The 25,937-nt window shown below is 58.1% G+C and carries 27 protein-coding genes and 1 tRNA gene; 12 read left to right on the top strand and 16 right to left on the bottom strand.

Features of this window, described 5'->3' with window-relative positions; all coding sequences use genetic code 11:
* Positions 1-14 precede the first annotated feature (14 nt).
* Positions 15-359: a hydrogenase maturation nickel metallochaperone HypA gene (locus QP802_RS06995; protein WP_284818012.1), complete on the bottom strand. Its 345-nt coding sequence runs from the start codon at positions 357-359 to the stop codon at positions 15-17.
* A gap of 47 nt (positions 360-406) precedes the next feature.
* Between QP802_RS06995 and hypF the strand changes: the two genes are divergently transcribed.
* Positions 407-2,704 (top strand): carbamoyltransferase HypF, encoded by a 2,298-nt coding sequence (hypF, locus tag QP802_RS06990; RefSeq protein ID WP_284818010.1) that lies wholly within the window; start codon positions 407-409, stop codon positions 2,702-2,704.
* A 23-nt stretch (positions 2,705-2,727) separates the two neighbouring features.
* Here the strand turns inward: hypF and hypE are convergent, their stop codons facing one another.
* The gene (gene hypE / locus QP802_RS06985; RefSeq protein ID WP_070479136.1) at positions 2,728-3,822 is read right to left on the bottom strand and encodes a hydrogenase expression/formation protein HypE; all 1,095 of its coding nucleotides are present in this window, start codon (positions 3,820-3,822) and stop codon (positions 2,728-2,730) included.
* Between the two features lie 240 nt (positions 3,823-4,062).
* Here hypE and QP802_RS06980 point away from each other — a divergent pair, with 240 nt between their 5' ends.
* The 6 genes from QP802_RS06980 (at position 4,063) to QP802_RS06955 (ending at position 8,843) form a co-directional block, all read left to right on the top strand.
* Positions 4,063-4,332, top strand: coding sequence for a HypC/HybG/HupF family hydrogenase formation chaperone (locus QP802_RS06980; protein WP_070362546.1), 270 nt, complete (start codon positions 4,063-4,065; stop codon positions 4,330-4,332).
* Positions 4,333-4,368: 36 nt separating this feature from the next.
* A complete protein-coding gene (gene hypD, locus QP802_RS06975; RefSeq protein ID WP_070362547.1) occupies positions 4,369-5,508 on the top strand; it encodes a hydrogenase formation protein HypD in 1,140 nt (379 codons plus the stop codon).
* Positions 5,509-5,595: 87 nt separating this feature from the next.
* Entirely contained in the window at positions 5,596-6,150 is a 555-nt protein-coding gene (locus tag QP802_RS06970) for a hypothetical protein (protein WP_284818008.1), read from the top strand.
* Between the two features lie 84 nt (positions 6,151-6,234).
* The gene (locus QP802_RS06965) at positions 6,235-7,101 is read left to right on the top strand and encodes an ABC transporter substrate-binding protein (protein WP_071573944.1); all 867 of its coding nucleotides are present in this window, start codon (positions 6,235-6,237) and stop codon (positions 7,099-7,101) included.
* A 6-nt stretch (positions 7,102-7,107) separates the two neighbouring features.
* Positions 7,108-8,049 (top strand): amino acid ABC transporter permease, encoded by a 942-nt coding sequence (locus tag QP802_RS06960; RefSeq protein ID WP_070362549.1) that lies wholly within the window; start codon positions 7,108-7,110, stop codon positions 8,047-8,049.
* A gap of 2 nt (positions 8,050-8,051) precedes the next feature.
* Complete coding sequence (locus QP802_RS06955) at positions 8,052-8,843, top strand: amino acid ABC transporter ATP-binding protein (protein ID WP_070362550.1); 792 nt, start codon at positions 8,052-8,054, stop codon at positions 8,841-8,843.
* 53 nt (positions 8,844-8,896) lie between these two features.
* Here QP802_RS06955 and coaD read toward each other — a convergent pair whose 3' ends face one another.
* From coaD to QP802_RS06925, 6 genes are read right to left on the bottom strand one after another with little or no spacing between them, the layout of a single operon-like run.
* Complete coding sequence (coaD, locus tag QP802_RS06950) at positions 8,897-9,406, bottom strand: pantetheine-phosphate adenylyltransferase (RefSeq protein WP_070479138.1); 510 nt, start codon at positions 9,404-9,406, stop codon at positions 8,897-8,899.
* Between the two features lie 3 nt (positions 9,407-9,409).
* Complete coding sequence (locus tag QP802_RS06945) at positions 9,410-9,994, bottom strand: RsmD family RNA methyltransferase (protein ID WP_070479139.1); 585 nt, start codon at positions 9,992-9,994, stop codon at positions 9,410-9,412.
* 16 nt (positions 9,995-10,010) lie between these two features.
* A complete protein-coding gene (locus QP802_RS06940) occupies positions 10,011-12,113 on the bottom strand; it encodes an ATP-dependent DNA helicase RecG (RefSeq protein WP_070479141.1) in 2,103 nt (700 codons plus the stop codon).
* 3 nt (positions 12,114-12,116) lie between these two features.
* The gene (locus QP802_RS06935; RefSeq protein WP_070362554.1) at positions 12,117-13,679 is read right to left on the bottom strand and encodes a DAK2 domain-containing protein; all 1,563 of its coding nucleotides are present in this window, start codon (positions 13,677-13,679) and stop codon (positions 12,117-12,119) included.
* 11 nt (positions 13,680-13,690) lie between these two features.
* Positions 13,691-14,335 carry a uracil-DNA glycosylase gene (locus QP802_RS06930; protein ID WP_284818004.1) on the bottom strand — a complete coding sequence of 215 codons (645 nt, stop codon included), beginning with the start codon at positions 14,333-14,335 and terminating at the stop codon, positions 13,691-13,693.
* Complete coding sequence (locus tag QP802_RS06925; RefSeq protein ID WP_284818002.1) at positions 14,332-15,297, bottom strand: thiamine-phosphate kinase; 966 nt, start codon at positions 15,295-15,297, stop codon at positions 14,332-14,334. Before QP802_RS06925 ends, QP802_RS06930 begins: the two co-directional genes overlap by 4 nt.
* 31 nt (positions 15,298-15,328) lie before the next feature.
* On the opposite strand from QP802_RS06925, the gene QP802_RS06920 reads away from it, so the two are divergent.
* A complete protein-coding gene (locus tag QP802_RS06920) occupies positions 15,329-16,300 on the top strand; it encodes a DUF3515 domain-containing protein (RefSeq protein WP_284818000.1) in 972 nt (323 codons plus the stop codon).
* On the opposite strand, the gene QP802_RS06915 is transcribed toward QP802_RS06920, so the two are convergent.
* Together QP802_RS06915 and QP802_RS06910 are read right to left on the bottom strand one after the other, a co-directional pair.
* A complete protein-coding gene (locus QP802_RS06915; protein ID WP_370296005.1) occupies positions 16,297-17,361 on the bottom strand; it encodes a D-alanine--D-alanine ligase family protein in 1,065 nt (354 codons plus the stop codon). The two genes, QP802_RS06920 and QP802_RS06915, sit on opposite strands and share 4 nt — an antisense overlap.
* A 21-nt stretch (positions 17,362-17,382) precedes the next feature.
* Positions 17,383-18,396, bottom strand: a complete 1,014-nt coding sequence (locus QP802_RS06910) for an NAD(P)H-dependent glycerol-3-phosphate dehydrogenase (RefSeq protein WP_176754843.1) — start codon at positions 18,394-18,396, stop codon at positions 17,383-17,385.
* 113 nt (positions 18,397-18,509) lie between these two features.
* Between QP802_RS06910 and QP802_RS06905 the strand changes: the two genes are divergently transcribed.
* The 3 genes from QP802_RS06905 to QP802_RS06895 are packed head-to-tail and all read left to right on the top strand — an operon-like array spanning position 18,510 to position 20,462.
* Positions 18,510-19,517, top strand: coding sequence for an NUDIX hydrolase (locus QP802_RS06905; RefSeq protein ID WP_071573936.1), 1,008 nt, complete (start codon positions 18,510-18,512; stop codon positions 19,515-19,517).
* A 35-nt stretch (positions 19,518-19,552) separates the two neighbouring features.
* Complete coding sequence (locus QP802_RS06900) at positions 19,553-19,999, top strand: YbjN domain-containing protein (protein ID WP_070976395.1); 447 nt, start codon at positions 19,553-19,555, stop codon at positions 19,997-19,999.
* Position 20,000: 1 nt separating this feature from the next.
* Positions 20,001-20,462 carry a hypothetical protein gene (locus tag QP802_RS06895; RefSeq protein ID WP_070362560.1) on the top strand — a complete coding sequence of 154 codons (462 nt, stop codon included), beginning with the start codon at positions 20,001-20,003 and terminating at the stop codon, positions 20,460-20,462.
* Here the strand turns inward: QP802_RS06895 and leuD are convergent.
* Positions 20,446-21,042, bottom strand: coding sequence for a 3-isopropylmalate dehydratase small subunit (leuD, locus tag QP802_RS06890; protein WP_070976394.1), 597 nt, complete (start codon positions 21,040-21,042; stop codon positions 20,446-20,448). The genes QP802_RS06895 and leuD overlap by 17 nt on opposite strands.
* Positions 21,043-21,061: 19 nt before the next feature.
* Positions 21,062-22,504 (bottom strand): 3-isopropylmalate dehydratase large subunit, encoded by a 1,443-nt coding sequence (leuC, locus tag QP802_RS06885; protein WP_070976392.1) that lies wholly within the window; start codon positions 22,502-22,504, stop codon positions 21,062-21,064.
* A 60-nt stretch (positions 22,505-22,564) separates the two neighbouring features.
* Here leuC and QP802_RS06880 point away from each other — a divergent pair, with 60 nt between their 5' ends.
* On the top strand, positions 22,565-23,257 hold the full coding sequence (locus QP802_RS06880; RefSeq protein WP_176754842.1) for an IclR family transcriptional regulator: 693 nt from the start codon (positions 22,565-22,567) through the stop codon (positions 23,255-23,257).
* On the opposite strand, the gene QP802_RS06875 is transcribed toward QP802_RS06880, so the two are convergent.
* The 4 genes from QP802_RS06875 to QP802_RS06860 form a co-directional block, all read right to left on the bottom strand.
* Positions 23,238-23,537, bottom strand: a complete 300-nt coding sequence (locus QP802_RS06875) for a hypothetical protein (protein WP_284817995.1) — start codon at positions 23,535-23,537, stop codon at positions 23,238-23,240. The two genes, QP802_RS06880 and QP802_RS06875, sit on opposite strands and share 20 nt — an antisense overlap.
* Before the next feature lie 30 nt (positions 23,538-23,567).
* On the bottom strand, positions 23,568-24,368 hold the full coding sequence (locus QP802_RS06870; RefSeq protein WP_070976389.1) for a carbonic anhydrase: 801 nt from the start codon (positions 24,366-24,368) through the stop codon (positions 23,568-23,570).
* A 130-nt stretch (positions 24,369-24,498) separates the two neighbouring features.
* Positions 24,499-24,571 (bottom strand) — tRNA-Glu (locus QP802_RS06865).
* A gap of 39 nt (positions 24,572-24,610) precedes the next feature.
* The gene (locus tag QP802_RS06860; RefSeq protein WP_284817993.1) at positions 24,611-25,870 is read right to left on the bottom strand and encodes an alpha/beta hydrolase; all 1,260 of its coding nucleotides are present in this window, start codon (positions 25,868-25,870) and stop codon (positions 24,611-24,613) included.
* Positions 25,871-25,937 lie beyond the last annotated feature (67 nt).

Genomic DNA, 25,937 nt, shown 5'->3' with positions numbered 1-25,937 from the left:
TTCTTTTCTCCTTCTTAACGGTCAGATGTCACATCAATGTCTACGACAGCGAATTCCTCGCCCGTAATCACACTCGTGGGAGCGTTGCATTCCTGGCATCGGACGTCGAGATACTCATTGGGGTCGAGTATTCTTCGATGCCCGTTGCTGCACTCGATCTCGGCTGGAACCCAGTCGATCCGCAGCTCCGACTTTTCCATGAGGCTCCCCTTTGTGACGAACCCCCAGGCATACTCGAGTGATTCCGGCACGACTTGTCGCAGCGCACCGATTCGGAGGTGCACCGACAGCACCGTTCGTCCGCGCGCTGCGCGCTGAACTGCTGACGCTAACTGATGACTTAATGCAACTTCATGCACAGCACCTAGCCTAGGCGATTATTCAAGAAGTTTGTAGAGTATGCAGCATGGGAGCACAGAGCAGAGTCCGCGTCTTTCTCGAAGGCATTGTCCAGGGGGTGGGAATGCGTCCGCACGTCGCGCGAATCGCACAACGCTTCGGCCTTACTGGACTTGTCGGCAACAACGAGCGCGGAGTCTTTATCGAGTTTCAGGGCGACGCAACAGCACTCCACAATGCGCAGAAGACGCTTATCGACGAGCTCCCGCCTCTCGCTCACATTTTGGATAGCCAAACGTCTCCACTCCCACTCGTATACGGCGAAACGGGGTTTCGGATTGTCGAGTCAGAACATGTCGAGGGAGAAAAGACACTCATCTCTCCTGACATGACAACCTGTGAAGCCTGCCTAGCCGATATTGATGACCAAGACAATCGGCGCTACCACTACCCATTCACCACTTGCACACACTGCGGACCACGTCTCTCCATCATTACTTCGCTCCCCTACGACCGCGCGACTACCACCATGCGCGAATTCCCTATGTGTACACAATGCGAGGAAGAGTACACAAACCCAGACGACCGGCGGTTTCACGCCCAACCAATTAGCTGCCCACATTGCGGCCCTACTTTGTGGTGTACGGATGCCAACGGTGCCGTCCTCGCCGAAACGCGAACGGATGCGCTTGCATTGGACCCCGGCAAATTCGACGAGCTCGTGCTTAAGGTTCAAAACGCCTGGGAATCTGGTGCGGTCGTCGCGGTCAAAGGGATTGGTGGCTTTCACCTGATGTGCGCGGCGAAAAACGAAGAGGCCGTCGAAAAGCTGAGGGAGCGCAAGCGCCGACCCGACAAGCCTCTCGCGGTGATGGTGCCAAATCTCGACGCCGCCAAATCCATTGCAACACTCAGTAAAGAAGCGGAGGATCTTTTGGCATCGCCGTCACATCCGATCGTGTCTGTTCCGCTTCACGAAGGAGCACTCTGCGAAGGTATTGCGCCTGGTTTGAGGGAAGTAGGCCTCATGCTTCCATATTCGCCACTGCACCATCTGTTGGTTGACCGACCTGTGGTAGCTACCTCGGGCAATCTCAGCGGCGAGCCTTTATGCGTCACTAATGAAGAGGCACTTCGGAAACTTACGCACCTCGCGGACATGTTTGTGCTCCACGATCGTGAGATTTATGTGCCCGTGGAAGACTCGGTCTACGTCGATACGACGCTTGTTCGGAGGTCTCGCGGACTGGCGCCGATTCCAATGCTGCTCGACACTGAGCGAAAGCCCACTGTCCTAGCGGTAGGGGGCGAACTCAAGAACACGGCGACTCTAGCCGTTGGGCGGTACGCACACGTCTCCTCGCATGTAGGCGATATGGGGTCATGGGATGCTCAGCGGCACTTCGAAAAAATGGTAAAACAGCTCTGCTCAATACAAGGCGCACAACCCGACGTTGTTGTGTGCGACATGCACCCTGGTTACCAAACTTCGATGTGGGCGCAGCGTTACGCTGACCAGCGTGACGTCGAGCTCATTGAGGTCCAGCATCACCACGCACATGCACTGTCACTGTTGGCTGAGCATCAGCGACTATCGACGCCCGCCGTCGTCGCAGCTCTCGACGGCACCGGCTACGGAACGGACGGCACCATTTGGGGTGGCGAAATACTTCATGTAACCGACGATGGCAACGCCGAGCGGCTCTGGCACCTACCACCATTTTCCCTCGTCGGTGGCGACAAAGCGGTGCGAAATCCGTGGCGGATTGCGCGCGGTCTCGCGCATAGCTGGCAGCTCGAAGACCTCAGCGTGCCTCCTGAGGTTGATCTAGACGAGTTGCGATTAGTCGACTCTCAGCTCAGCAGCGGGTTCGGCACCACTGCAACAACTTCGATGGGACGACTCTTCGACGCGTTCGCATCGATACTTCAGGTCCAACAATCGGTGAGCTACGAAGCGCAAGCAGCGATGGAGCTTGAGGCTCTCGCAGGCAAGTCTCGCCTTTCGTCGGCAGAAGCGCTTGACGCAATCGAAGACATTCGATCGTTCCCGCATCTTGCACAATGGGTGATCAACGCAACCCTAGATGGAACACGCCTCTTCGAAGACATTGCCCGGATTGCACACGCAGGCATAGCGACACTCGTTGCTCGCTCGCTTATTGACGCCGCCCAAGAAGAAGCTACCGAGGTCATTGGCATCACGGGGGGCTGCGCCGTCAACCGCATTTTGATGACCGACATCTTGCAAGTATTCCGGCACCAACGCCCATCATTGACGGTGTTAACGCATAAAAAAGTGCCCGCCACTGATGGCGGGCTCAGCCTCGGCCAGGCGGCCGCAGGAAGGCTCTGGTCGCGGTAGCGAACCCATGCAGCCTCAGGAACTTAACAGATTCGTGGCAACGGATCGCCAACCAGTTTGTCGACCATACGGGTACCACCAAAGCCGGTGACCAACACTACCGCTGCAGCTGGTTCCTCGACGATCTTTCCAACCACCGCCGCCCCTTCAGCGCCTGCTGCATGCAGCGCCGCGAGTGCTTGGTCGGTCTGGTCTTCCGGCACCACCGCCGTAAACGTTCCTTCGTTCGCGACGTAGAGCGGATCAATGCCCAGCATGTCGCAAGCTGCGCGCGTCATCGGCTGCACAGGGATCTTCTCGTCGTGCAGTGCAACGCCGTAGCCAGTTGATTCTGCAAGTTCGTTCATGACTGTCGCTAGACCACCACGTGTGGCGTCACGCATCCAACGAGTCTCGGGGGCATCGGCGAGCATCGCCCGCACCAAACTTGCGACCTCGCGCGAGTCGGACTCGATCGGTGCTTCGATTGCGAGGTCTCCGCGGGCCATCATGACCGCCATACCGTGGTCTGCGATCGGGCCAGAAACGATAATCCGGTCACCAGGCTTGACTTTTGCAAAACCGAGTTCCCGTCCAGCAGGTACTACGCCGATGCCTGCTGTATTGATATAAATCTTGTCCCCAGCACCCTTCGGAACTACTTTTGTGTCGCCAGTCGCAATCTGTACTCCGGCGCGTTCTGCTGCGGTGCGGAGATTCTGCGCGATCCGGCGAAGCGTCTCTACTTCAAGCCCTTCTTCCAGAATGAAACCCACCGAAATATACTTCGGCTCCGCACCACCCACGGCAAGATCGTTGACGGTACCGTTTACCGCGAGATCCGCGATGGATCCACCCGGGAACTCTATCGGGTTCACCACATAGCTGTCGGTTGTAAACGCCAGCGTCCCGCCGTTCAAATCGAGGTCCAACAGCGTCGAGTCTTCCCCCTGTGAGAGCAGATCGTTGCCGTACTCGTCGAAAAATACCTGCTCTAGCAGTGTCGCGCTCGCCTTTCCGCCCGCCCCGTGTGCGAGCGTGACATATTCATCCTTCAAGCGTCCGCCACGACGACGCACTCGAGCAATGTTGTCATTGACCTTGGACTCATCAACATTGAGGCGGTTTTTAGGCTGCACAGCACTTTCCTTTTCTTATTTTCGCAACTAGCCACCGTGTGGAATTGCTACGAATAGTTCCGTGTGTGAATTCTACCGCCGGTACCGTGTTTTGGGTTTTCGGGGCTTGAAGGTTGTGGGTGACGCGCATAGTTAGCTTGCTGGGTACTTTTAGAAATGCACAAATCATGGGCAATAATGTAAAACGGAATAAGCACGAAAAAGTGTGAAAATAATGCAATCGATGGAAGGCTCTGCTTTATGTGTCTGGGAGTACCAGCGCAGGTTGTCGAAATTAAGGATCCCACCCGCGCAACAGTCAGCATCTCGGGAGTAACCCGTGCAATCTCCACTGATCTTCTTGTTGAAGAAGGACTCGAGGTCGGCGAATGGGTGCTGGTACACGTAGGATTTGCGCTGTCAAAAATTGACGAGGATGAGGCCGCGACAACCCTGCAACAGATTCAACAACTCGGTGCAAATACGTTTGAGGACGAGCTCGATTCGTTTACAACCTCAAGAATCGACTAAGCCACCGCCCCCTACGTTCCTAAGAAAGGACCCCACATGAAATTCGTCGATGAGTTTCGTGACCCAGCCGCAGCTCGCCAACTGATTGCAACCATTGAGGAACAGGCGAAGCAACTCGACCGCCCGATTAAGCTCATGGAAATCTGCGGTGGGCATACCCATACGATCTACCGCTACGGCCTGGAAAACCTTCTCCCAGACTCCATCGACCTCGTTCACGGACCTGGTTGCCCAGTCTGCGTCATTCCGATGGGCAGGGTCGATGACGCACTCTGGCTTGCAAACCAGCCTGACGTTATCTTGACCACGTTCGGCGACATGATGCGTGTTCCAGGCTCCGAGGAGTCACTGTTGCAGGCTCGTGCACGTGGTTGCGACGTTCGCTTTGTCTACTCTCCACTGGACTCTCTCAAGATCGCGGAGGAGAACCCGGATAAGCACGTTATCTTCTTCGCAATTGGCTTTGAGACGACGACGCCATCCACCGCTGTAACGCTAACCGCCGCCAAGCAACGCGATATCCCAAACTTCTCAGTCTTTTCTAACCATGTGACCATCGAGCCACCACTGCGTGCAATCGCCAACGGGGGCGTCACGGAGGTTGACGGCTTTATCGGACCCGGCCACGTAGCAACTGTGGTCGGCACAAAGGCTTTCGATTTCCTGGCTGAAGAATTTAACCGGCCAGTCTCCGTTTGCGGCTTCGAACCTCTGGATATTCTTCAGGGCGTTGCCCAGTTGCTGGAGCAGTTTACGTCGGGCGACATTGCCGCGGGCAAAGCACGCGTCCAAAACCAGTACGCCCGCGTCGTGCGCCCAGAGGGCAACCCTTCAGCGCAAGCACTCTTGGATAGGGTCTTCGATATACGGGACGAGTTCGAGTGGCGTGGCCTTGGAACCCTTCCCCATTCCGGAATGGCCATCTCTGAAGAGTTCGCCAAGTGGGATGCGGAGCGCATTTTCGATGTGCCCGGCAACCGAGTCGAAGACCCCGCGGCATGTGAGTGCGGGTCTGTCCTGACCGGCCACATCAAGCCGTGGCAGTGCAAGGTCTTCGGTACCGCCTGTACGCCGGACACCCCGATTGGTACCTGCATGGTTTCCCCAGAAGGAGCCTGTGCCGCATATTACAACTTCGGAAGAATAGATAAAATCACCACTTCTTCCCTCTCTTAGATTAGTAAACCCCCAGGTCAGAACTGCCTGGGGGTAAAATCTTTCGATTTGTTAGCGCAAAACTGTCCGAGTGGGTATTATTCACTCATGCGCAAACGTATCACGGCCGCGGTCACCGCGGCTTCTCTCATTGCAACGGCTTCGGTGGTCAGCCCTTCCGCACTTGCGGAAATCCCAGCCCCCGAAGCACCTGCTACAAGTTCGATAGACTCTGATAAAGACGCCGGTGAAGCTTCTAGCGCGTCCGAGGGCGAAAAGAAGAGCTCCCTGGATCAAGACCCAGAGAACGACCCTCTCTACATTCCGCCCGAAAAGAACCCCGTGCAGAAAATCTCCAGTTCTGAACTGTTCCTCAAATGGACTGATGACATGCCAGAGGGCGAGGGCAAGGACTTTGTTCAGGGATGGGCGAAGGGGTCGTCGATACCAAGCACCGCAAACCCGCTCGAATGGACTAAAGCTGAGGTACAGGGATCTTCGAATATGGTCCGTGGATTGTTCACTGGTAATTTTGCTCAAAGTTCTCAGGGCTCAAGCCAAGCGACAGCACCAGTGCTTCTCGCAATGTTGAGTGTGTTTCTGGTTGGACAAACGGTAGAGCTCATCATGCGTGAGCTGCGATCGCTTCCAACCCCACGCTAGAAACAATCCCAAACAAGGTCGAAAACAATGAACCAAAACAAACGCTTTGGCAAGGCGACGAGGGTCCTCAGCGCGTTCACGTTGATGATGGGCGTTGGTCTTCTCAGTGGCTGCGTAACCAACGTGGAAGGTGGCAACCCAGATGGGTGGGAGCCTATTGAGCCTGCTACCGTTCCTGAGATTGCGGCGATGGTCCCCGAGAATGTCTCGAAAGACGGCAAATTCTCAATTGGCGCCAACCCACCATTCGCCCCCTTCGAGTTCAAAGACTCACAAGGTAATTTGATCGGGCTGGAGCTTGACCTCGGGCGCGCGCTTGCCTCAATCATGGGTCTCGAATTCGATCCACAGGAGATGGATTTTTCTATGATCCTACCTGCGGTTCAGGCAGGCAGCCTTGACGCTGGCATGTCTGGATTTACTGATAACGAAGAGCGCCGCAAAAGCTTTGAGTTCGTTAATTTCCTCTTCGCAGGAATCCAGTGGGCTCAACTCACCGGTACGCATGTGAACCCAGAGGATGCTTGTGGTCTCACAGTTGCGGTTCAGCGCACAACCGTTTCCGAGACCGATGACGTGCGTCCGAAGAATGATGCTTGTATTGAAGCAGGAAAACCACCCATCACCATCCTGTCGTTCGACACCTCTGACAACGCGGCGCTCGCGGCACTGGTTGGCCGTGCAGATGCCTTTAGTGCTGACTCCCCTGTCACGTCTTGGGCGGTCGAACGCTCCGACGGGAAGCTCGAGCTCGTGGGTGACATGTTCGACGCAGCACCATACGGAATCGCGGTGCCAAAAGACTCAGGTCTGAGCACTGCGCTTGCCCACGCAATGCAGCATCTCATCGACACTGGCGATTACGAGCGCATTTTGGCGCAGTGGAACGTACGAACTGGCCTGCTCGATACCGCGCTTATTAACGAACAGCCCCTTACAGAATGGAAGTAACAGACCATGACCACACCATCTACTAGCCAAAGTCGGCCTGCCAGAATTGAAGCGAAACCGTTACGGCACCCAGGACGGTGGGCGCTCGCGGTCCTGCTCGGCGTCCTCGTTGTCTGGTTTATTATTGGCGCAGCCAAGAATGAAGCGTATGGGTGGGACACATACGCGCAGTACCTCTTCGATACTCGAATCGCGGTAGCTGCTCTACACACCATTGCGATTACGGTCCTCGCGATGCTTATTGGCGTGGTCGGCGGTGTGCTCCTTGCCGTGATGCGAATGAGTCCCAACCCAGTTTTTCGCACCGTAAGCTGGGTTTTCCTCTGGATTTTCCGCGGTACCCCCGTGTACGTTCAGTTGATGTTCTGGGGCCTGATCGGCGCGATCTACGACTCCATCAATCTCGGGTTTACGCAAATCTCCCTCGATCCGTTCACCTCTTCCGCATTTGCTCTCGCCGTCGTTGGCCTTGGCCTCAATGAGGCCGCCTACATGGCGGAAATTGTCCGCTCGGGTGTCTCCGCTGTTCCAGAAGGACAGATTGAAGCCTCGAAGTCGCTAGGCATGAGCTGGTCCCAGACCATGACTAGGACAGTTCTTCCCCAAGCGATGCGCATTATCATCCCGCCGACAGGAAATGAATTTATCTCCTTGCTGAAGACGTCTTCGTTGGTTGTTGCGGTTCCTTACTCCCTGGAGCTGTACGGCCGCTCGATGGATATCGCTGCAGCGCTGTTCCAGCCGGTTCCGTTGCTGCTTGTGGCAGCAACGTGGTACTTGGTAATCACCTCCTTGCTGATGGTCGCGCAGCACTACCTGGAGCGCTACTTCGACCGGGGCGCAACCCGCCAGCTCACTGCTCGGCAGCTCGCTAGCTTGGCCGACGCCGAAGGCACAATTCCAAACAACGTCGAGATCATTGAAGCTCCAGAAAGGAACCAACGGTAACCATGGCTTCTCCTACATCTTCTTCCCCCGCCCAAACGCCAATGATCCAAGCGGTTGACGTATGGAAGTCCTTCGGCAGCTTGGAAGTACTCAAGGGCATCAACCTCGAAGTAGCTCCGGGTTCTGTTACCTGTTTGATCGGTCCTTCCGGCTCCGGCAAGTCCACATTCCTTCGCTGCGTTAACCATCTTGAGAAGGTCACTGCTGGTCGCCTGTACGTTGATGGTGATCTGATCGGGTACCGCGAAAAGAACGGCACGCTCTATGAGATGAGCGAGAAGGATGCCGCAGTCCAGCGCCGGGACATCGGGATGGTCTTTCAGAGCTTTAACTTGTTCGGGCACCGCACCGTGCTCGACAACATCATTGAAGCTCCGGTCCATGTCAAGGGCGAGTCACCGGAGAAGGCAAAGGTCCGTGCGATGGAGCTTCTGCGCATGGTCGGTCTCGAATCGAAGGCGGACGCCTACCCGATCCAGCTTTCAGGTGGTCAGCAGCAGCGAGTCGCTATCGCTCGTTCGGTCGCGATGGATCCAAAGCTCATGCTTTTCGACGAGCCCACGTCCGCACTTGACCCGGAGCTTGTCGGTGAAGTGCTGCGGGTGATGAAGCAACTTGCGCAGGATGGCATGACGATGTTGGTGGTCACACACGAGATGGCATTCGCGCGCGAGGTCGCAGATCACGTGGCTTTCATGTCCGACGGTCAGATCGTCGAGTACGGCACCCCTGAACAGGTGCTCGACAACCCTCAAAAGGAACGCACGAAGGCCTTCCTTTCGACGATTTTCTAGCTTGAGCGCGCAATCGGAGCCCGGTAGATCTGCTTGGCTGATCTTCCGGGTTTTTACTTTGCTTCGCGCAGGCGTTCGTTCATCGCCTGCATGACCGCCGGAGGTACCAGTCCCCCGATATCGCCTCCGAAGCGGGCGACTTCCTTGCATAGCGAGGACGAAATGTAGCCGTACTTCTCGTCAGTGAGCAAGAAGAACGTCTCAACACCGGTGAGTCGGCGGTTCATCTGCGCCATTGGCAGCTCATACTCATAGTCAAGTGACGATCGCAAGCCTTTCACCAGGGCAGTAATGCCGTGTGCGCTGGTGTAGTCGACCAACAACCCACCCCAGCTGTCTACTTTCACTTCCGGCATGTCGGCGACGGCGGACTGGATCAAGGCGACTCGTTCCGCCACTGTAAACATTCCAGTTTTCTTGGTTGGGTTCCCAGTTACCAGAACGACTACTTCGTCGAAGTGGCGTCGAGCACGGTCTACGATATCCAGGTGCCCGTTCGTGAAGGGGTCGAACGACCCGGGGCACACCGCAACGTTACGAGCCGAAGCTAACGATTGGGCCATAACTCACTCCTCCTGAGCGTCTGAGGGGGCTGTATACACTGCCATATCGAACCGTGCGATCCCGTACAAGCGCTTCTTGAGTTTCTGTCCCGTAGGGGTAAACGCGGGCGGCCATGCGGTCTCGGGGCTTTCGCGGTGACGTTCGATGACGACCACGGCGCCGTCGACGAGTAGCTCCTGCAACGCAGTGACCATTTCGGCCACGGCTTCATCGGCAAGGTCATAGGGTGGATCGGCGAGCACCATTGAAAAGTGCTGCTTGGGAGCACGCGCCACATACGTGGAGACTTTCACGGACTCGACACGGGTGTTCGGGTGCCCGACAACGCCCGCATTGTGCTCAATCACCGCGACCGCTTTCGGGTCGTCTTCCACAAGCACCACTTCCTCAGCGCCACGCGAGGCTGCCTCCAGCCCTAGTGCGCCGGATCCCGCAAAGAGGTCAAGGACGTGCTGCCCAGGGAACCCAAAGCGGACCTGCAGAGAGGAAAAGAGGCCCTCTCGCGCGCGGTCCGACGTTGGCCGTGTCCCCTCCGGTGGAACTTTAATCTTGCGCCCACGGGCTTCACCAGAAATGATGCGATTCATGGTACTCACTCTAGCTTTAGCTCTTTTCTAGGTACACAAAGTCCTCATCTTGGAGGTGTGCACTGAGCGCCCGTGCCTTCTCAAGGTCTTCTTCGACAAAGCGGGCCGCATCGCGGTACGCACTGGTAACGATCTCGTAGTCCTCAATCAAGTCGATCAATTTAAACGTGCGACGGATACCTGACTGCTCTGTTCCGAGCACGTCACCCTCACGGCGGTGGCGCAAGTCTAGATCGGCAAGAGCAAAGCCATCGCTCGTCTGAGCAACCTCCCAGACCCGCTGAAAGGCATCACTGCCTTCTTCTGCCTGTGTATGGAAAAGACACAGAGATTGATTGCCGCCTCGCCCGACTCGGCCTCGCAGCTGGTGCAGCTGTGAAACGCCAAAGCTTTCTGATTCCCGTACCATCATGACAGTCGCGTTCGGCACGTCTACGCCAACTTCGATGACGGTCGTAGCTACCAAGATGTCAATGCCACCCGCTGCAAAATCGGACATCACAGCGTCTTTTTCCTCAGCACGCATCTTGCCGTGCAGTACGGCTACTTGCAGGCTTGGGAACTCGGTAGCGCGCAACCACTCGGCAGTCTCAAGGACACCACCCTCGCCGTCAATACGCGGGCACACAATGTAGACCTGGTGGCCAGCCGCGACATCTTCTCGCATCTTCTCCCACGCACGTGCAATCCACGTCGGCTTGAACTCCGGAACAACTGAGGACTGAATAGGCTTCCTTCCGCCTGGCAGCTCGTTGAGCACCGAGACCTCGAGATCACCAAAGACGGTCATTGCGATTGTGCGCGGGATCGGCGTCGCTGTCATGACGAGTAAGTGCGGAGTCTGCGCCCCCGACTTAGCGCGAAGTCGGTCGCGCTGCTCCACGCCAAAACGATGCTGCTCGTCGACAATGACGAAGCCAAGGTTAAAGAACTCCACGCTGTCTTGAATCAGCGCGTGGGTGCCCACGACTATGTCCGCCTCACCCGAGACAATCTTGAGGAGGGCATCTTGCTTCAGTGCCGTCGGCATGGAGCCTGTGAGTGGCACCACGGTCGTGTGCAGCCCGGCGCGCATGAGTGTCTCTGTAAGCGATCGTGCGTGTTGCTGCGCGAGCACCTCGGTAGGTGCGAGCAGGGCTGCTTGAGCGCCGTTATCAACCGCTTGGAGCATGCCGATCAGTGCGACGATAGTTTTGCCGGAGCCGACCTCTCCTTGGAGGAGGCGGCTCATTGGGTGGGCGTGAGTCAGGTCGGTGGAGATTTCCTGGATGACGCGTTGTTGCCCGCCAGTGAGTGGGAATGGGAGTTGTGTAATGAGTCGGGATTGTTCACCGTTTGGTTGTTTGGGAAGGGCTGGAGCGTTGTGGTTGTTTGCGTCGGTGCGTCGCACGCTCATGGCGAGTGCGACGGTCATGGCTTCGTCGTATTTGAGGCGTCGGCGGGCGGGTTCGGGTCCTTCGGTGTCAGGTTGGTGAATGGTGCGGATGGCGCTGTCGCGGGCGATGTATCCGTCAGGGCTTGCGCCGAGGGGTTCGGGGACTGTGGGGAGGCTTTGCAGGATGGTGTGGACGGCTCCCATGATGGTCCAGGTGCTGACCTGTTTTGTTGCCGGGTAGATTGGGAGCCATTCGCGTCCGGAGAGGATTGCTTCGAGGTCGCCGAAGTGTTGGAGTTGTCGTAGTGCTCCGGTGGCTTGGGTGGGGCCGTCGAGTAGTACGAAGTCTGGGTGTTGGAACTGGATTTCGTTGCGGTACGTGCTGATTTTGCCGGTCATCATGACGCGGGTGTGTTCTTTGAGCACTCGCATGGCGTAGTTGGAGCCGAAGAATGTTGCGGTGAAGGTGTTGGTGCCGTCGTAGACGTGGGTTCGGTAGATGGGTCGGTTGGGGTGTTTTCTGTTGGGGATGCGTTGGGTAGCGGTGATTTCGCCGACGATGCTGAGTGTATCGCCTTCATTGATGGTGGCAAGGTCGGTCGCGGTGCCGTAGTGGAGGTATCGGCGTGGGTAGTGCTCGAGGAGCTCGCCGCAGGTGCTGTATCCAAGGTGTTTGGTGATTGCCTTGGCTTGTTTCAGGGGGATGACGAGGTTGAGCGGCCTGGGGTCGATGTTTCCTAGCACTTCCTATTCGACTCCGATCTCGGCGACGGCACCGAGCCCGTCTGCGGGGAAAACGATGACGTCGACGTCGAGTTTGTCGTCGAGTGCCGCGAGGTCTTCGGCGCGCAGTGATGCGGTATCGAAGAGTACGGTGACTTGTTCCCCACCGGGCTCGAGGAGGCGCTTGCAGGTCTTTTCGACGGCGGCTATCGCGTCGTCAGCGATCAGGAGTGTTTCGCCGTGTGCCATGGCGATGATGTCGCCCTTCGAGACTGCCCCTCCTTGCACGAGCCCGGCTTTAGGGGCACGCTGGAGGACAGCGGTTCGCATTTCTCCGGCGGCCTCCGACATGGTGAAAGCTGCCGTCGCGAGTGGTTGGGCTGGGTCATGAACGGCGAGCGCCGCGATACCGGAAACAAGCCGCACGGTAGGAAGCAGGGTGATGCTTTGTTCGAAGGCGTGGGTTGCTTTCTCCACTGCGGCGAGGCTTCGCTGATCAAGCAGTCCGTTCGGCAGCAAAATAACTTCGCGAGCTTCGGTTTTGTGGACGGCGGCGAGGATGTCCGCGACAATATTCTCGCCCGGCGCGACTGTTACCGCACCTGCCTGCGCGTAGAGATCAGTAAGTGATCCGGGAGGCGTCACTGCGACAACCAGTCTTGTGGGAGTTTGCGTGACAGGTTCGTCCGGGAGCACTTCGAGATGCAGTTGTGTCACGGTACCGCGGGCGAACGCGCGCTCAATCACTGCGCCGGCCTCGGTGGAGTGAATGTGGACTTTGCCGCTGTGCTCGTTATTGCGAGCGATCACAAGACAGTCGCCCATGGTGCTCAGTTCGCCCTCAAGGACATCCATGTCGCCTTCGAAGAAGAACATGACTTCCAGGTTTGCCTTGCCACTTGCGTGTGAGATCACGTGAGAGGTTCCGTGTGTGGCAGGCTGCGCTACCTCGTAGGGTTGGCCGTCGAGTTCGTATACAAGTGATTCCAGGAGGATAACGAGGCCGGTGCCTCCTGCGTCGACGACGCCCGCTTCCCGTAACGCTTCCAGCTGTGACGGGGTACGTGCAAGTGCAGTTTCCGCAGCGTCGGCGGCAGCCTGTGCGATGCTCAACGCGGGTGCTTCTCCCCCTGAATCCTGCAGCGCTTGCGATGCCGCAGTCGACGCCGCCCGCAGCACCGTGATCACGGTGCCCTCTACCGGCTCGGCAATTGCGCGGTCAACAAACTGCACTGCTTGGGCAAGCGCGTTCGCGATGAACTGCCCGCTTCGAGTATCTTCATCGGCGGTTTGCGCGACGCCTCGGATGACCTGGGACAGCACAACACCCGAGTTGCCACGCGCGCCGCGAATGGCGCCAACAGCAAGCGCTTCGGCTACTTCCTGCATCGACTGAGCATCAGATCTTTTCGACGCCTCTTCGACAGCCGCCGCCATCGTCTGCGCCATGTTGGAACCAGTGTCCGCGTCCGGGACGGGAAACACATTGAGCTGGTTGATCTCGTGTCGGCGACGTTCGAGTTCTGCCGCTGCCCGACGAGCCCAGGACAGGAGCCGTGGTCCATCGAGTGCAGTTGCTGTTTCCATGGTCAGACAGTCTACAGTGCCCAGTCGACAGGTGAAGCACCCTGTGCAATGAGCGCCTGATTTGCCCGACTGAATGGCCGCGACCCAAAAAATCCCCGGCGCGCCGACAGCGGCGAGGGATGTGGGGACTCAATCGTTGGCGTACTCCCGAGGAACTGTTTCGCAGCTTGTGCGTCTCTGCCCCACAGGATCGCAACCAACGGAGTATTACGCTGAGCGAGCTTTGCGATTGCGTGTGCGGTCACCGCTTCCCAGCCCTTCCCGCGGTGTGACGCCGGCGCGCCAGGCCGGACTGTGAGTACTCTGTTGAGCAGCATGACTCCGTTTCGCTGCCAAGAGGTCAAGTCCCCGTCGGCTCGTGGGGGGATACCGAGGTCATCGTTGAGCTCCTGGTAGATGTTTACCAACGATCGGGGCGGTTTCACGCCTGGCTGCGTCGAGAATGAGAGACCCATGGGGTGGCCGGGCGTCGGGTACGGATCTTGGCCCAAGATGAGCACACGGACATCTTCAAATGGAGTCGAAAACGCACGGAGAATGTCTTTTCCGGCAGGCAGGTACGCGGGTTCACCGCGGAGAAAGTCTCCCATCGCGTGGATGGCAGGTTCTACTTCCGCCAGCGGTTCCTGCCAGGAAGGATGGACGGGTAAGTTCATGAAAATGGCTCCCATTCATGGCGCGCGGTGTGTGCAACGCCGTCGATTTCCACGCCGACTTTGCGTGTGACCGTACCGATCGAACGATACCCCACGGGTGCGTCCCCATCGATCGTGCCCAGCAATGTGTGGTCTTCTCCCCCGTTGAGTACCCAGTCCCATGGGTCGACGCCTAGGAACTCACCGGCTTCTCGCAGCTGATCACTTGGGGCTACAGCGGCGCGCGAGATGTTAATCCCCACGTTCGAGGCCCGGGCTATCACGCCCAGATCGTGCAGTAGCCCGTCGGAGTTGTCTGTCATGGCTGTAGCCCCTGCTGCTCGTGCAACAACCCCGCGCCCAGGAGTCAGTTGCGGGCAGCGGTGCGCATGTACGATATCTGCAAGCCGTTCCGGGATTTCCCGTCCGGACTCCAGTAGTGCAAAGCCTGCAGCAGAATAGCCGATATTCCCGTGCGCTATCACTCGCTGCCCCGGACGCGCTTGGCTCAAGCGCAGTGGCGGCAAACTACCTCCTAACGAACCAATCGCGGTGATCGCGATCGTCAGTTGGTTCCCACTCGTGATGTCCCCGCCGACGAGCTCGCTCGAGTATCGCTCCAATTCGAGATGGATCCCTCGTGCAAGTTCACTCACGACGGCAAGCGGGGTGTCCGGAGGCGCCGAGAGCGCGAGTAGCGCGGCAACGGGGCGAGCACCCATCGCCTCGATGTCGGCGAAGTTTTGCACGATGGCTTTGCGTCCCAGCAGCGCGGGGGTGGTCGTCGAAAAGCGAAAGTGCTGTCCCTCGACGAGCATGTCCGTTGCCACGACCGCACGGCTATTCGGTGTGTGTGACTCGAGGACGGCTGCGTCATCACCATTGAGCGGTGACGGCGAGGCTCCAACGATGGCGTCAATCGTTGCTTGCTCGCCTACCTCCCGCAGCGTCGGGCCGTGCGTGGGAAAGCCGACGTTACTCACCAAAGTGCGCCTTTCAGTAGACTTGTACGCCATGAAAGATTCCACTGGCGCGTTGCATGATTCACAGATTAACCGTACAGCGGTCTACATCAGTTTGGGCCTCGCAGTGGCGCTTGTTCTGGGCGTCATTGTGGGTGCTCGGTATTTTTTCCAGCAGGTGGCACTGCAGCCTGTGGCGATGACTGAGCTGCCTTCCCCCGAGGCTGATTCACCCGAGTGCGCTGCGCTCGTGGACAGCCTTCCTGAAAAGGTGCTTGGGCACAAGCGTGCGGAGCTCGCCGCCCCGGCTCCGGAAGGTGCTGCCGCGTGGCAGTCCTCTTCAACTCGACGCATCACGCTGCGCTGCGGCGTGGAAATGCCCCTGCAGTACACCGAGTACACCCCGGTGTCCTCCCACAATGGTGCAGAGTGGATCAGAATTGACGACGCCACCCCAGGATCAAGCATGGCCACGTGGTTTAGCGCGGACCGTTGGCCGGTAGTCGCCGTGACTACCGACGAGGAAGGACTCGGCAGGGCAGATACGCCAGTGGACGAGATTAACGTGAGCGCGCTGCCGCAGCGCGATCTCCCTCGCAACCCGGCGCCGCTCTCTGAGCTGCAGCCAGCGACGCATTCAACGGACGGGAGTGGAGCAAACGCATGCGGCGGATTGCTTGCTGCGCTTCCTGAATCGCTCGTCGAAGGCTATAAACGGCTTCCTGAGAACAAAGTGGCTTCGCCGCAAACTGCAGTCTGGACGCAGCTCGGCCACGAACCGATTGTGCTGCGTTGTGGTGTGAACGACCCGGAGCACTACGAGGCCGGAGCGACCTTGCAACAGATTAACGGGATCCCTTGGTTTGAGGACACCATCACTGCAACTGGTACCACCTCGTCGACGTGGTACGCGCTCGGGCGAGAGGTCAACGTTGCGGCCTTTGTGCCCTCAGGTGAGGGCAATGAGGTCATCACCACGCTGACCGAGCTCGTCGAGAAGCACGTCCCCGAACGCAAGTCTTAGTCCGTTGCGCCGTCGGCTGCCCGCAGCGCAGTGCGGACCAGAGTGTCGAGCAGTTTCGGGTAGTCGATGCCGCTTGCGTTCCACACCTGTGGGTACATCGAAATTGCGGTGAACCCCGGCATGGTGTTGATCTCGTTGAGCACAGGACCCTTGTCGGTGACGAAGAAGTCCACGCGTGCCAATCCCTTACAGTTCAGTGCATTGAATGCACGGACTGCTTGGTCCTGCAGGGTAGCTATCAAAGAGGCGTCGTAAGGCGCTGGGATTGTTGCTGTAACCCCCTCTTCCATGTACTTCGTTTCGAAGCCGTAGAAGCCTTCTGCGGAGGCATCAGTTCCATTGAGTTTGGCCGGCACGGAAGCCTCAATGCGGCCATCGGGAAACTCCAGAACTCCAACCTCGACTTCGTCGCCGACCTGCTCCGATTCGACGATCACTTTCGAGTCGCACTCGTACGCTTGATGCAGTGCGGCATCGAAGTCTTCCCACGTGGTCACCTTGGACACACCAATCGACGATCCACCGTTAGCGGGCTTGACGAACACTGGAAGGCCTAGGCGCTGCTTATCCTCATCGAGCAGCAGTTCACCTCCGCGGAGAATCACTTCCGGAGTCACTGTGATTCCGGCAAGTGCCACGAGCTTCTTCGTGTACTCCTTGTCCATGCCACTCGCGGACGCCAAGACGCCTGGCCCCACGTACGGGATGCCCGAAAGTTCGAACATACCTTGGATAGTGCCGTCTTCACCAAACTGCCCGTGCAGGACCGGGAAAACAACGTCGACCTGTGCGACGGTCTCGCCGGTGGCGACATCAGTAAACTCACCGCGGCGCGAAGGGTTGATGCTCAACGCGATCTCTGCCCCACCACGAACTTCGGGAAGCGCCTCTCCGCCAACGGGGTCGATTTCCCCGCGCACCCAAGTACCATCCCGGCGAATACCTACCGGAAACACCTCGTACACCTCGGGGTCCAGGTGGGCCATGATGGAGCCGGCAGAAATACAAGAAATTGAATGCTCGGTGGAACGACCACCGTAGACTACTGCAATACGAATCACAGCTGACACATTACCTGGTGTCTACTCCGATTTTTTCGACCGACCCATCAACGCAGCAATCGTCTCTTCCACCGTCACACCCTGGTGACACACCGCGAAAACGGCTTGTGTCAGCGGCATGTCCACGCCGTGGCGCTCGGCGAGCTGATAAATGCTGCGTGAGGAAATAACTCCCTCGGCAACCTGGCCCTTCGTTGCAGCCTTCGCTTCTTCAATCGTGGCCCCCTTCCCCAGCGCGGAACCGAAAGTTCGGTTGCGAGACAGCGGCGAGGAGCACGTGGCAACCAAGTCCCCCATGCCCGCCAGGCCTGCGAACGTCCGGGCGTCGGCACCCAACTCCTGGCCTAGACGCGTACTTTCAGCCAAACCACGGGTAATGAGCGTTGCCAGCGTGTTCTCCCCTAGCCCCTGGCCAGAAGCCATGCCGCAGGCGAGCGCGATGACGTTCTTCGTCGCACCTCCGATCTCACAGCCGACAACATCAGTGTTCGTGTACGGGCGCAGGTACGACGTCGCACACGCCGCCTGCACGAGCTTCGCACGGTTAATGTCACTGCAGGCGATGACGGTGGCCGCCGGCTGCTCCTCAGCAATCTCGCGGGAAAGGTTTGGCCCACTGAGCACCGCGATTCGGTTCTCCTCTGCACCGGTAACCTCAGCGATGATCTCCGACATTCGCATGTATGTGCCGGTCTCAATACCTTTCGAAATGGACAACAGCGTAGTGTCAGTACGCAGCAGCGGGGCCCACACTTCCAGGTTCTGGCGCATGGTTTGGCTCGGCACAGCAAAAATAGCGATATCGGCAGCCTGCAGTGCCGCTTCCGCGTCAGACGTTGCGAAGACCCCGTCCGGCAGCGCAATCCCCGGCAGGTAATCGGGATTCTCCCGAGTCTCCTGCATGGTCTTCGCCAGCTCGTCCCGGCGTGCCCACAACTGCACCATGTTGCCGGCATCGGCAAACACTTTGGCCAAGGTTGTCCCCCAGGAACCTGCACCCATTACCGCTACGTTTACCACTTGTGCCACCGCCATTCCTGTCTGCATGAACCGTTTCACGCTAGCACTTTTCTACCGCCAATATCCACAATCAGCCCGCTGACCTGTCGCTGCAGCGAAAACCTGCAAAGTGCGTAAAGATAGAAAGTATGTCACGTTCAACGAAGCTCCACGAACAACACAAAGACCAATTCGGAGAAATGTTCATTACCGGACGCCACCAAGAAGTCCCCCGCCATCCGCATCGGGAGTTCAAGAAGACAACGCTCGCTGCGGGTGCCGTGCTGTGGCGTGGCGATCTGGAGCATCCGGATTCTATAGAAGTCGCTTGTATCCACCGCCCACACTACGACGACTGGTCGCTCGCCAAAGGCAAGGTGGATCCGGGCGAGTTCCTCGTTACCACCGCCGTTCGCGAAATTCAGGAGGAAACTGGCTACGAAGTCCGGCTGGGAAAGTTGATTGGCAAAACCGTGTATCCAGTTAAGAACACGACGAAGGTTGTGTACTACTGGACCGGCAAGGTAGTCGGCGGCGAGTTCACTCCTAACAATGAGGTCGACGAGATCCGCTGGCTCAACATCGACGATGCGACGCAGCTGATGAGCTACGAGCTCGACAGGCAAGTATTGCTGAAAGCTGCGAAGCGCTTCGCCACCCCTGCTGACACCAGGATTCTGTACGTGCGCCACGCTCGTGCGAACTACAAGGAGGCCTGGAAGCACGACGATAGTCGTCGGCCGCTCGATAAGAAGGGCAAGCGCCAGGCGAAGGCGCTTGTGCCGCTGCTGCAGGCGTTCGCTCCTGAGTCTCTCTATTCTGCCGAGCCGTTGCGTTGCGAGCAGACACTGATCCCACTTGCGAAGGCACTCGGTAAAGACATCACGATCGACGCCACCTTCGGTGAAATCGCGTGGCAGGAGAACCAGGTAGCTGCCCGCGCAGATTTTGATGCGCTCATCAAACGCGGTGGCACACACGTTGTGTGCTCGCAGGGTGGGGTCATCCCTGAGATGATTGCTGCGCTTTCGGCCGACGGTCGTCTGCCGATCGATTCGCCGATCCTGGCGAAGAAGGCGTCGGTATGGGTACTGTCCTTTAACGATGGGCAACTCATCGGCGCCGACTACATGCCATCTCCACTACCGGTGCTCTAAGGACACTTCGCCTAGAAAAAGAAAGGACTGCCCAGTTGCAGCCAGTTACCCAAGAACGAATCGAAGCGGCACTCGATGCGCTTGAATTGCAGTATTTCCGCAGTTCCGAGGACGGCCTCACCCGCACCGCGTTTCCGTCGATCATGTGCTTCTTTGAAGTCAAGGACATCGGATTCAAGATCACCAGCCAGTGGCTTGGAACCGCGAAGATGAATGCAGATAAGAGCAATCTTCGTCTCAGCATCAATGAGTTGAACCGCTCACTGCCCCTCGTTCGTGCACATCCGATTCAGCGCGAGGACGGTGCTCTGGTTGCGCTATTTGAGGCACCGTTTTTCTCCTCCGACGGTTTCAGCGACGAGCAGCTGCAGTCAATGCTGCAGTTTTACTTCTCCATCATGCACTACGCGGTGGAAGCGCTCGACGAAAACTTCGCGCATCTCAAAGACAAGCACCCGTACAAGCAGGAGAAGGAACAGTAAAATGCAACAGCTACAGCCGTTAAGTCTTGATCGTCTTCGCAAGCTGTTTGACCAACGCGGTTGGGAGTACCGGGAGCCTACGCAGTACAACTCTCTCATTACAGCATTTTCCGGTATCGGCTTTGAGATGAAGCTGGTCGATACAAGTCTGCATTTCGTCTCTACTGTCTCAATCGATGCTGTCGACGCAAGTCGTTTCGACGAAGTGCTCACGTGGTGCGAGGACTACAACAACGCCCACGCATTCCCATCGCTCGTCGTAATGAAAGACGAGAAGCGCGATGTCTCCGCTCTGGGCGTTGCGTATGTCATGCCGGGCTATTGGGAGTACAGCGACCAGCAGTTCGCGGACCACGTTTCGTCTGCTATTCACGGCATCACAACGTCGGTCCGCGACTTCTTATCGACGTTCGCGCCTTCGGCTCTCGAACGTCTCGGCACCCCTGCTACCGAGGAGAAGTAGCGGGGTAAAACGGGCGACGCTGCTGTTCGTACTCCTCGATGGCTTGCTCGTTTCGCAGCGTCAGCCCGATATCGTCGAGGCCTTCGCTCAGGCGCCAGCGGGTGTAGTCGTCGACGTCGAACGAGTAGGTACTCTCCCCGACTGTGACGGTGCGGTCCGGCAATGAAACAGTAGCGACAGTGCCTGGTGCCTGCTCGAGCTGCTTCCAGATCAGTTCGATGTCAGACTCCGACATGATGCCAGCTAGAAGGCCCGCCTTGCCCGCGTTGCCTCGGAAGATATCAGCAAACCGTGGGCTAAATACCGCCCGGAACCCGTAGTCCTGCAGAGCCCACACCGCGTGTTCGCGGGAGGAGCCAGTGCCGAAGTCGGGGCCGGCGAACAGCACCGACCCTTCCTTGTATGCCTCGTTGTTCAGCACAAAGTCAGGTTCATTGTTGCGCCAGTTTGAAAACAGGCCATCTTCGAATCCGGTACGGGTCACCCGCTTGAGGTAGCGGGCGGGAATAATCTGGTCGGTGTCCACATTTGACCGCGTCAACGGAACTGCGACGCCACTGTGGGTTGTGAATTTTTCCATGATCGTGTTCAGCTCCTGACTACTGTGCGTTGGCGGTGGAAGGAATGTCTGCGGGTGCGGCGAGGTGGCCGAGTACTGCTGTAGCAGCCGCTACTTCGGGCGAAACTAGGTGTGTGCGACCACCAGGTCCTTGGCGGCCTTCGAAGTTTCGGTTGGACGTCGAAGCGCTGCGCTCTCCAGGGGCAAGCTGGTCGGGGTTCATACCCAGACACATAGAGCAGCCCGCGGTGCGCCACTCAGCGCCGAACTCTTCAAAGATTGTGTGCAGGCCTTCTTCTTCCGCCTGCTGCTTGACCTTGGCAGAGGACGGCACGACCAGCATGCGGGTCCCCTTCGCGATTTTTTGGCCGCGCACAACCTCTGCAGCGGCGCGCAAGTCTTCGATGCGCGCGTTCGTGCACGATCCCAGAAAGACTGTATCAATCTTGATGTCACGCAACGGCGTGCCAGGGGTCAACCCCATGTACTGCAATGCTTTTTCCGCGGCCTGCTTCACGCTGTCGTCTCCGAAGTCCTCAGGGGCAGGAACAGAGGCGCTCAGCGGCAAGCCCTGGCCGGGATTGGTACCCCAGGTGACGAACGGGGTGAGCGTCGAGGCGTCGATCTCTACGACGGTGTCGAACTTCGCGCCGGGGTCAGTTGGCAGCGTCTTCCAGTACGCCACTGCGTCGTCCCAGTCCTTCCCCTTCGGCGCGTAGGGACGTCCCTTAACGTACTCAAATGTCGTCTCATCGGGTGCCACCATGCCGGCACGGGCGCCTGCCTCGATGGACATGTTGCAGATGGTCATGCGCGCTTCCATTGAAAGTTTCCGAATGGCTTCGCCGCGGTATTCGATGATGTGCCCTTGGCCACCGCCAGTACCAATCTTGGCGATGATTGCCAGGATCAAATCTTTCGCACTCACACCAGGTTGCAGCGTTCCACTGACCTCAATCGCCATCGTCTTGAACGGTGCCAGCGGCAGCGTCTGGGTCGCCATGACGTGCTCTACCTCAGAGGTGCCGATACCCATGGCGATCGAACCGAACGCACCGTGCGTCGACGTATGCGAGTCGCCGCACACAATCGTCATGCCGGGCTGGCTAATGCCCAGCTGTGGGCCAACGGTGTGGACGATGCCCTGTTCCTCATCGCCCATTTCGTGCAGCACAACGCCGAACTCTTCACAGTTCTTTCGCAGCGTCGAGACCTGGGTGCGCGAGGTCGGGTCGCTAATTTCTGTCAGCTCGCCAGAAACGATGCCCGTGGTTGGCACGTTGTGGTCTTCGGTGGCAAGGTGCAGCTCTGGGTGGCGCATGCGGCGCCCGTTGAGGCGCAAACCATCAAATGCCTGCGGTGACGTCACCTCGTGCAGGAGTTGAAAATCGATGTAGAGAAGATCAGGCTGACCGTTCTCTCCACGGGTGACCACGTGATCACGCCACACTTTTTCCGCCAGCGTTAATGGCTTTTGGCCCATCTTGCTCCTCCTCAACAGTCGCAACCACCTCCCACCGAGTGAGATGGTAGAATCCATGACGTGAGACAGTATAGCGAAGACTCTGGAATTAAAGTGCTCGATCGCTCGATTTCCATCGTACGAGCGGTCGCAGGCGGCGACAAAACCCTCGCTGAGCTCAGCGAAGCAACCGGACTGCCCCGAGCGACGACTCACCGAATAGCCACTGCACTGGAAGTGCATAACGTCCTAGCAAGGACAGAGGACGGACAATGGACGATCGGCCGCGCACTCTCCCACTTTTCAGGGCACTCCTCCCCCCGTTTGCTCTCTGCCGCCGCACCAATCATGCGCAACCTCGTTGAAGTCACTGGCGAGTCCGTGCAGCTCTACAAGCTCAGCGGAGACACTCGCACCTGCATCGCGGCAGAAAAGCCCGAGAGCGGCCTCACCTACACAGTTCCCGTGGGCTCGCAGCTCTCACTCACCGCAGGCTCAGCTGCCCGTGTGTTCGCCGCCCACTCACTTATCGACGCCTCTCCGTTTCCCTCGCAAGACCTCGAGGCGATCCGTGAAACCGGCCTCGCTGAGTCAATCGCAGAGCGTGAAGTTGGGCTGGCGAGCCTGTCTGCGCCCATCACCAACCCAGACGGATCAGTCATCGCTGTCCTTTCCGTTTCCGGGCCGGCCGAGCGGCTCACCCCCACCCCAATCGAAAAGTGGGGCCCCGAGCTGCATGAGGCGGCTCAGGAGCTCACCGAGGCCCTGCGGTAACCCTTGATTGCTGGCGGCGCTGCCCGCCAGCAACAAGTCCAGCACGCTTCGCTCTCACCGTTCTCATTCCGAGATACACCCAGGCGGCCACAGCACACCCCGACAGAACCGCCGGCAACGGTTGGTGCAGCAACGTATTCGACGTCGTGGCCGCTGCAAACGCTGCGAGGTTTAGCCACACGTCATACAAAGGGGCGATGAACTGGTGGTTCAACACATGCAGGGCTGCGATGATCAGCCCGCACGCGAACGTGATGGAGAGCAACACTGTAATCAGCACGTGACCAGCGTACTCCCTATCACTACTTTGTTAGCTCGTGGCGTCCAACGTGAGCTCACGGCCATTTTGGTCCTGAACAGGACGAGCATTCTGGCCGATCAGCGATTCGAATGCTTGCAGTTGCTCAGCTGAGGCAGTTACCGGCTGCGTCATTACGATCCAGCGAACGTTTTCAGAGCAAGGTGGCGTCGTCAAAGAGCCTCCATACGTGATGTACTCATGTGATGCTGGAAGAGCATCCGCGATGTTGATCTCCTCCTGAGAGATATGTGAGGTATCCACGTTCTCTGGCGCATTATCAAGCAGATACTGCACTAGCTCGTTCGGTGCACCTTCCTCAAGCAGAATTCCGAGGACTGTAATGTCACCTGCCGCATTCTTGTGTACAAAGTGGATCTCGCCAGGAAGCTGCTTACCGTCGAACTCGTGCTCTGCAGGAGTGTGCATGTGCAGCTGCGCGAGCTCCAGATCTTCACCGTCGAGAGTTACCTTCTGCGTTGTCGACGGCGTGTACTGCAACGTGTGTCCGTTATTCAGAACTTCACCCGTGCTGGCAGCATATGCAAACTCTATGTCTGCCAAGTCTTCAGGGGTAGCGTCACTCAAGTTGATTGGGCTTTGCTCCTTGCCATTTCCACAGACCTCGAATTCGGTCGAAAGGTCGCCCCAGTGCTCTGGAGCACCGTCTCCTTCGTACCCCCAATGGACCTCACTCGTGGCAGCCGCCTCAGTTGAAGTCGACGGCGCATCCGTCCCGGCTTCAGAGCAGCCTGTCAGCGCTAAAACGCTGGCGCTCATAGCGGCGAGCACAGCATACTGTGTTTTTCTCATTCTATGTTCACGTTCCTTTCATCTTTGAGTTTGGCCTCCGATGATACGTGAATCCCATAGCGTGTAAACTGCATGCCTTTGAGGTACCGAAAAAGAAAAAGCAGCCAGTGCTTGCACTGACTGCCATTTGTACCCCGTACGGGATTTGAACCCGTGTTACCGCCGTGAGAGGGCGACGTCCTAGGCCGCTAGACGAACGGGGCGCGCTCGCTTTTTGCGACTCGTTAACAATAAACGTCGCCCTATGAACTCTCCAAATCTGCAGGCCACGCGCCGCTTTCCCGCAACGCGCCCTCGATGGTTGGCCATGACGCTCGCAGCATATGCTCAAACACTCCCCACGTATGGGTTCCCTCAACGATTTCATGCCACGTCACGTTGAGCCCTTGCTGCTGTGCTGTCTCAGCGAAGTACTTCGAGCATGCATACGAAGTTGCTTCGATTACCATGGGCGCTCCGAGCCTCTTTGACGATGCCTCCTCGTCAATCGCGCCGGGCACGCCCTGTGCAGCCCCCAGCCATAGCGTGGTCCCGCGTAGTCGCTCCAGGTTAAGAATTGGCGAGTGCCGCCACCACGCCCTGTTCGACGATGTCCCCCACATGTTGACCGGGTTCCCCTTGTTCATTGTCACCCCTGACGATGTGTAGATACTGCCGAGCACGCCGGTGGTCGCCGGGCAGCCCGAGTAGGATGCGGCCGCCACGAACCGATCCGGAGCATTCGCGGCGATGTCCAGCGCAGGGCCACCAGACATCGAGATGCCGGCGATGGCGTCGTGCCCGTTGCCGTGGAACTGGGCGTCGATAAGTGGCGGTAACTCACGAGTCATGTAGGTGAGCCACTTGTTCGTACCTGTAGCCGGGTCCTCTCGATACCAGTCGGCCTGCATTGAAGACACTGACCCCTTCGGTGTCACCACATTGACGAGCTTGCCAGCGAAGAACGCTTGATAGTCCGAGGAATTCGCCCAGCTGTAGCCGCCCGCAGCGCCGTCTGCCCCCATCATGAGGTAAAACGTTGGTCGAGGCGCGGTGCCACGCGGCAGCAGCACATCATTCGTCACCTCTCGCTGCATCGACGGCGACCACACCGTGAGTTCCCACAAGTCCCCTTCAACTTGGCGCATAGACCGCAGCTCAGCGGGCGGCGCTTCATGCGCTGGAAACGTTGCTGATGCATCTCCTCTCGACGAACCAGTGGAGCTTCCCGGATACAGCTGGTACATCGATGACCCCAGCTCTCCCCTGCCTAACGCAACCAACACCGCTGCGGGGATGGCGAGCAATGGCACTGCGGAACTCAGGCTGAGAACCGCCAACACCACGCTTGCGGCATCAAGCACGCTCGACCCTGACCGCGAAGGCTCGCCTGTGAAGATCGACGACAGCGGATTGTTCTGGGCTGAACTGGCCTCCGCTTCAGCTGGCGGTACCTGCGCCTGGGCAAGCAGTACTACCACCGAGACTGCTAGGACACAGCGTTTTCGTACAGGGATCGGCATAGGGAAACTGTACCAACCATACTGACGGACCGACCAAGGTAAACAAAGCAAAACAGCCAGTGCAACG

The sequence above is a fragment of the Corynebacterium sp. UMB10119B genome, from assembly GCF_030228125.1.
Classification (GTDB): Bacteria; Actinomycetota; Actinomycetes; order Mycobacteriales; family Mycobacteriaceae; genus Corynebacterium; species Corynebacterium pseudogenitalium.
Note: the sequence above shows the minus strand (reverse complement) of the source record. Positions and strands in the feature narration are given on the sequence as shown.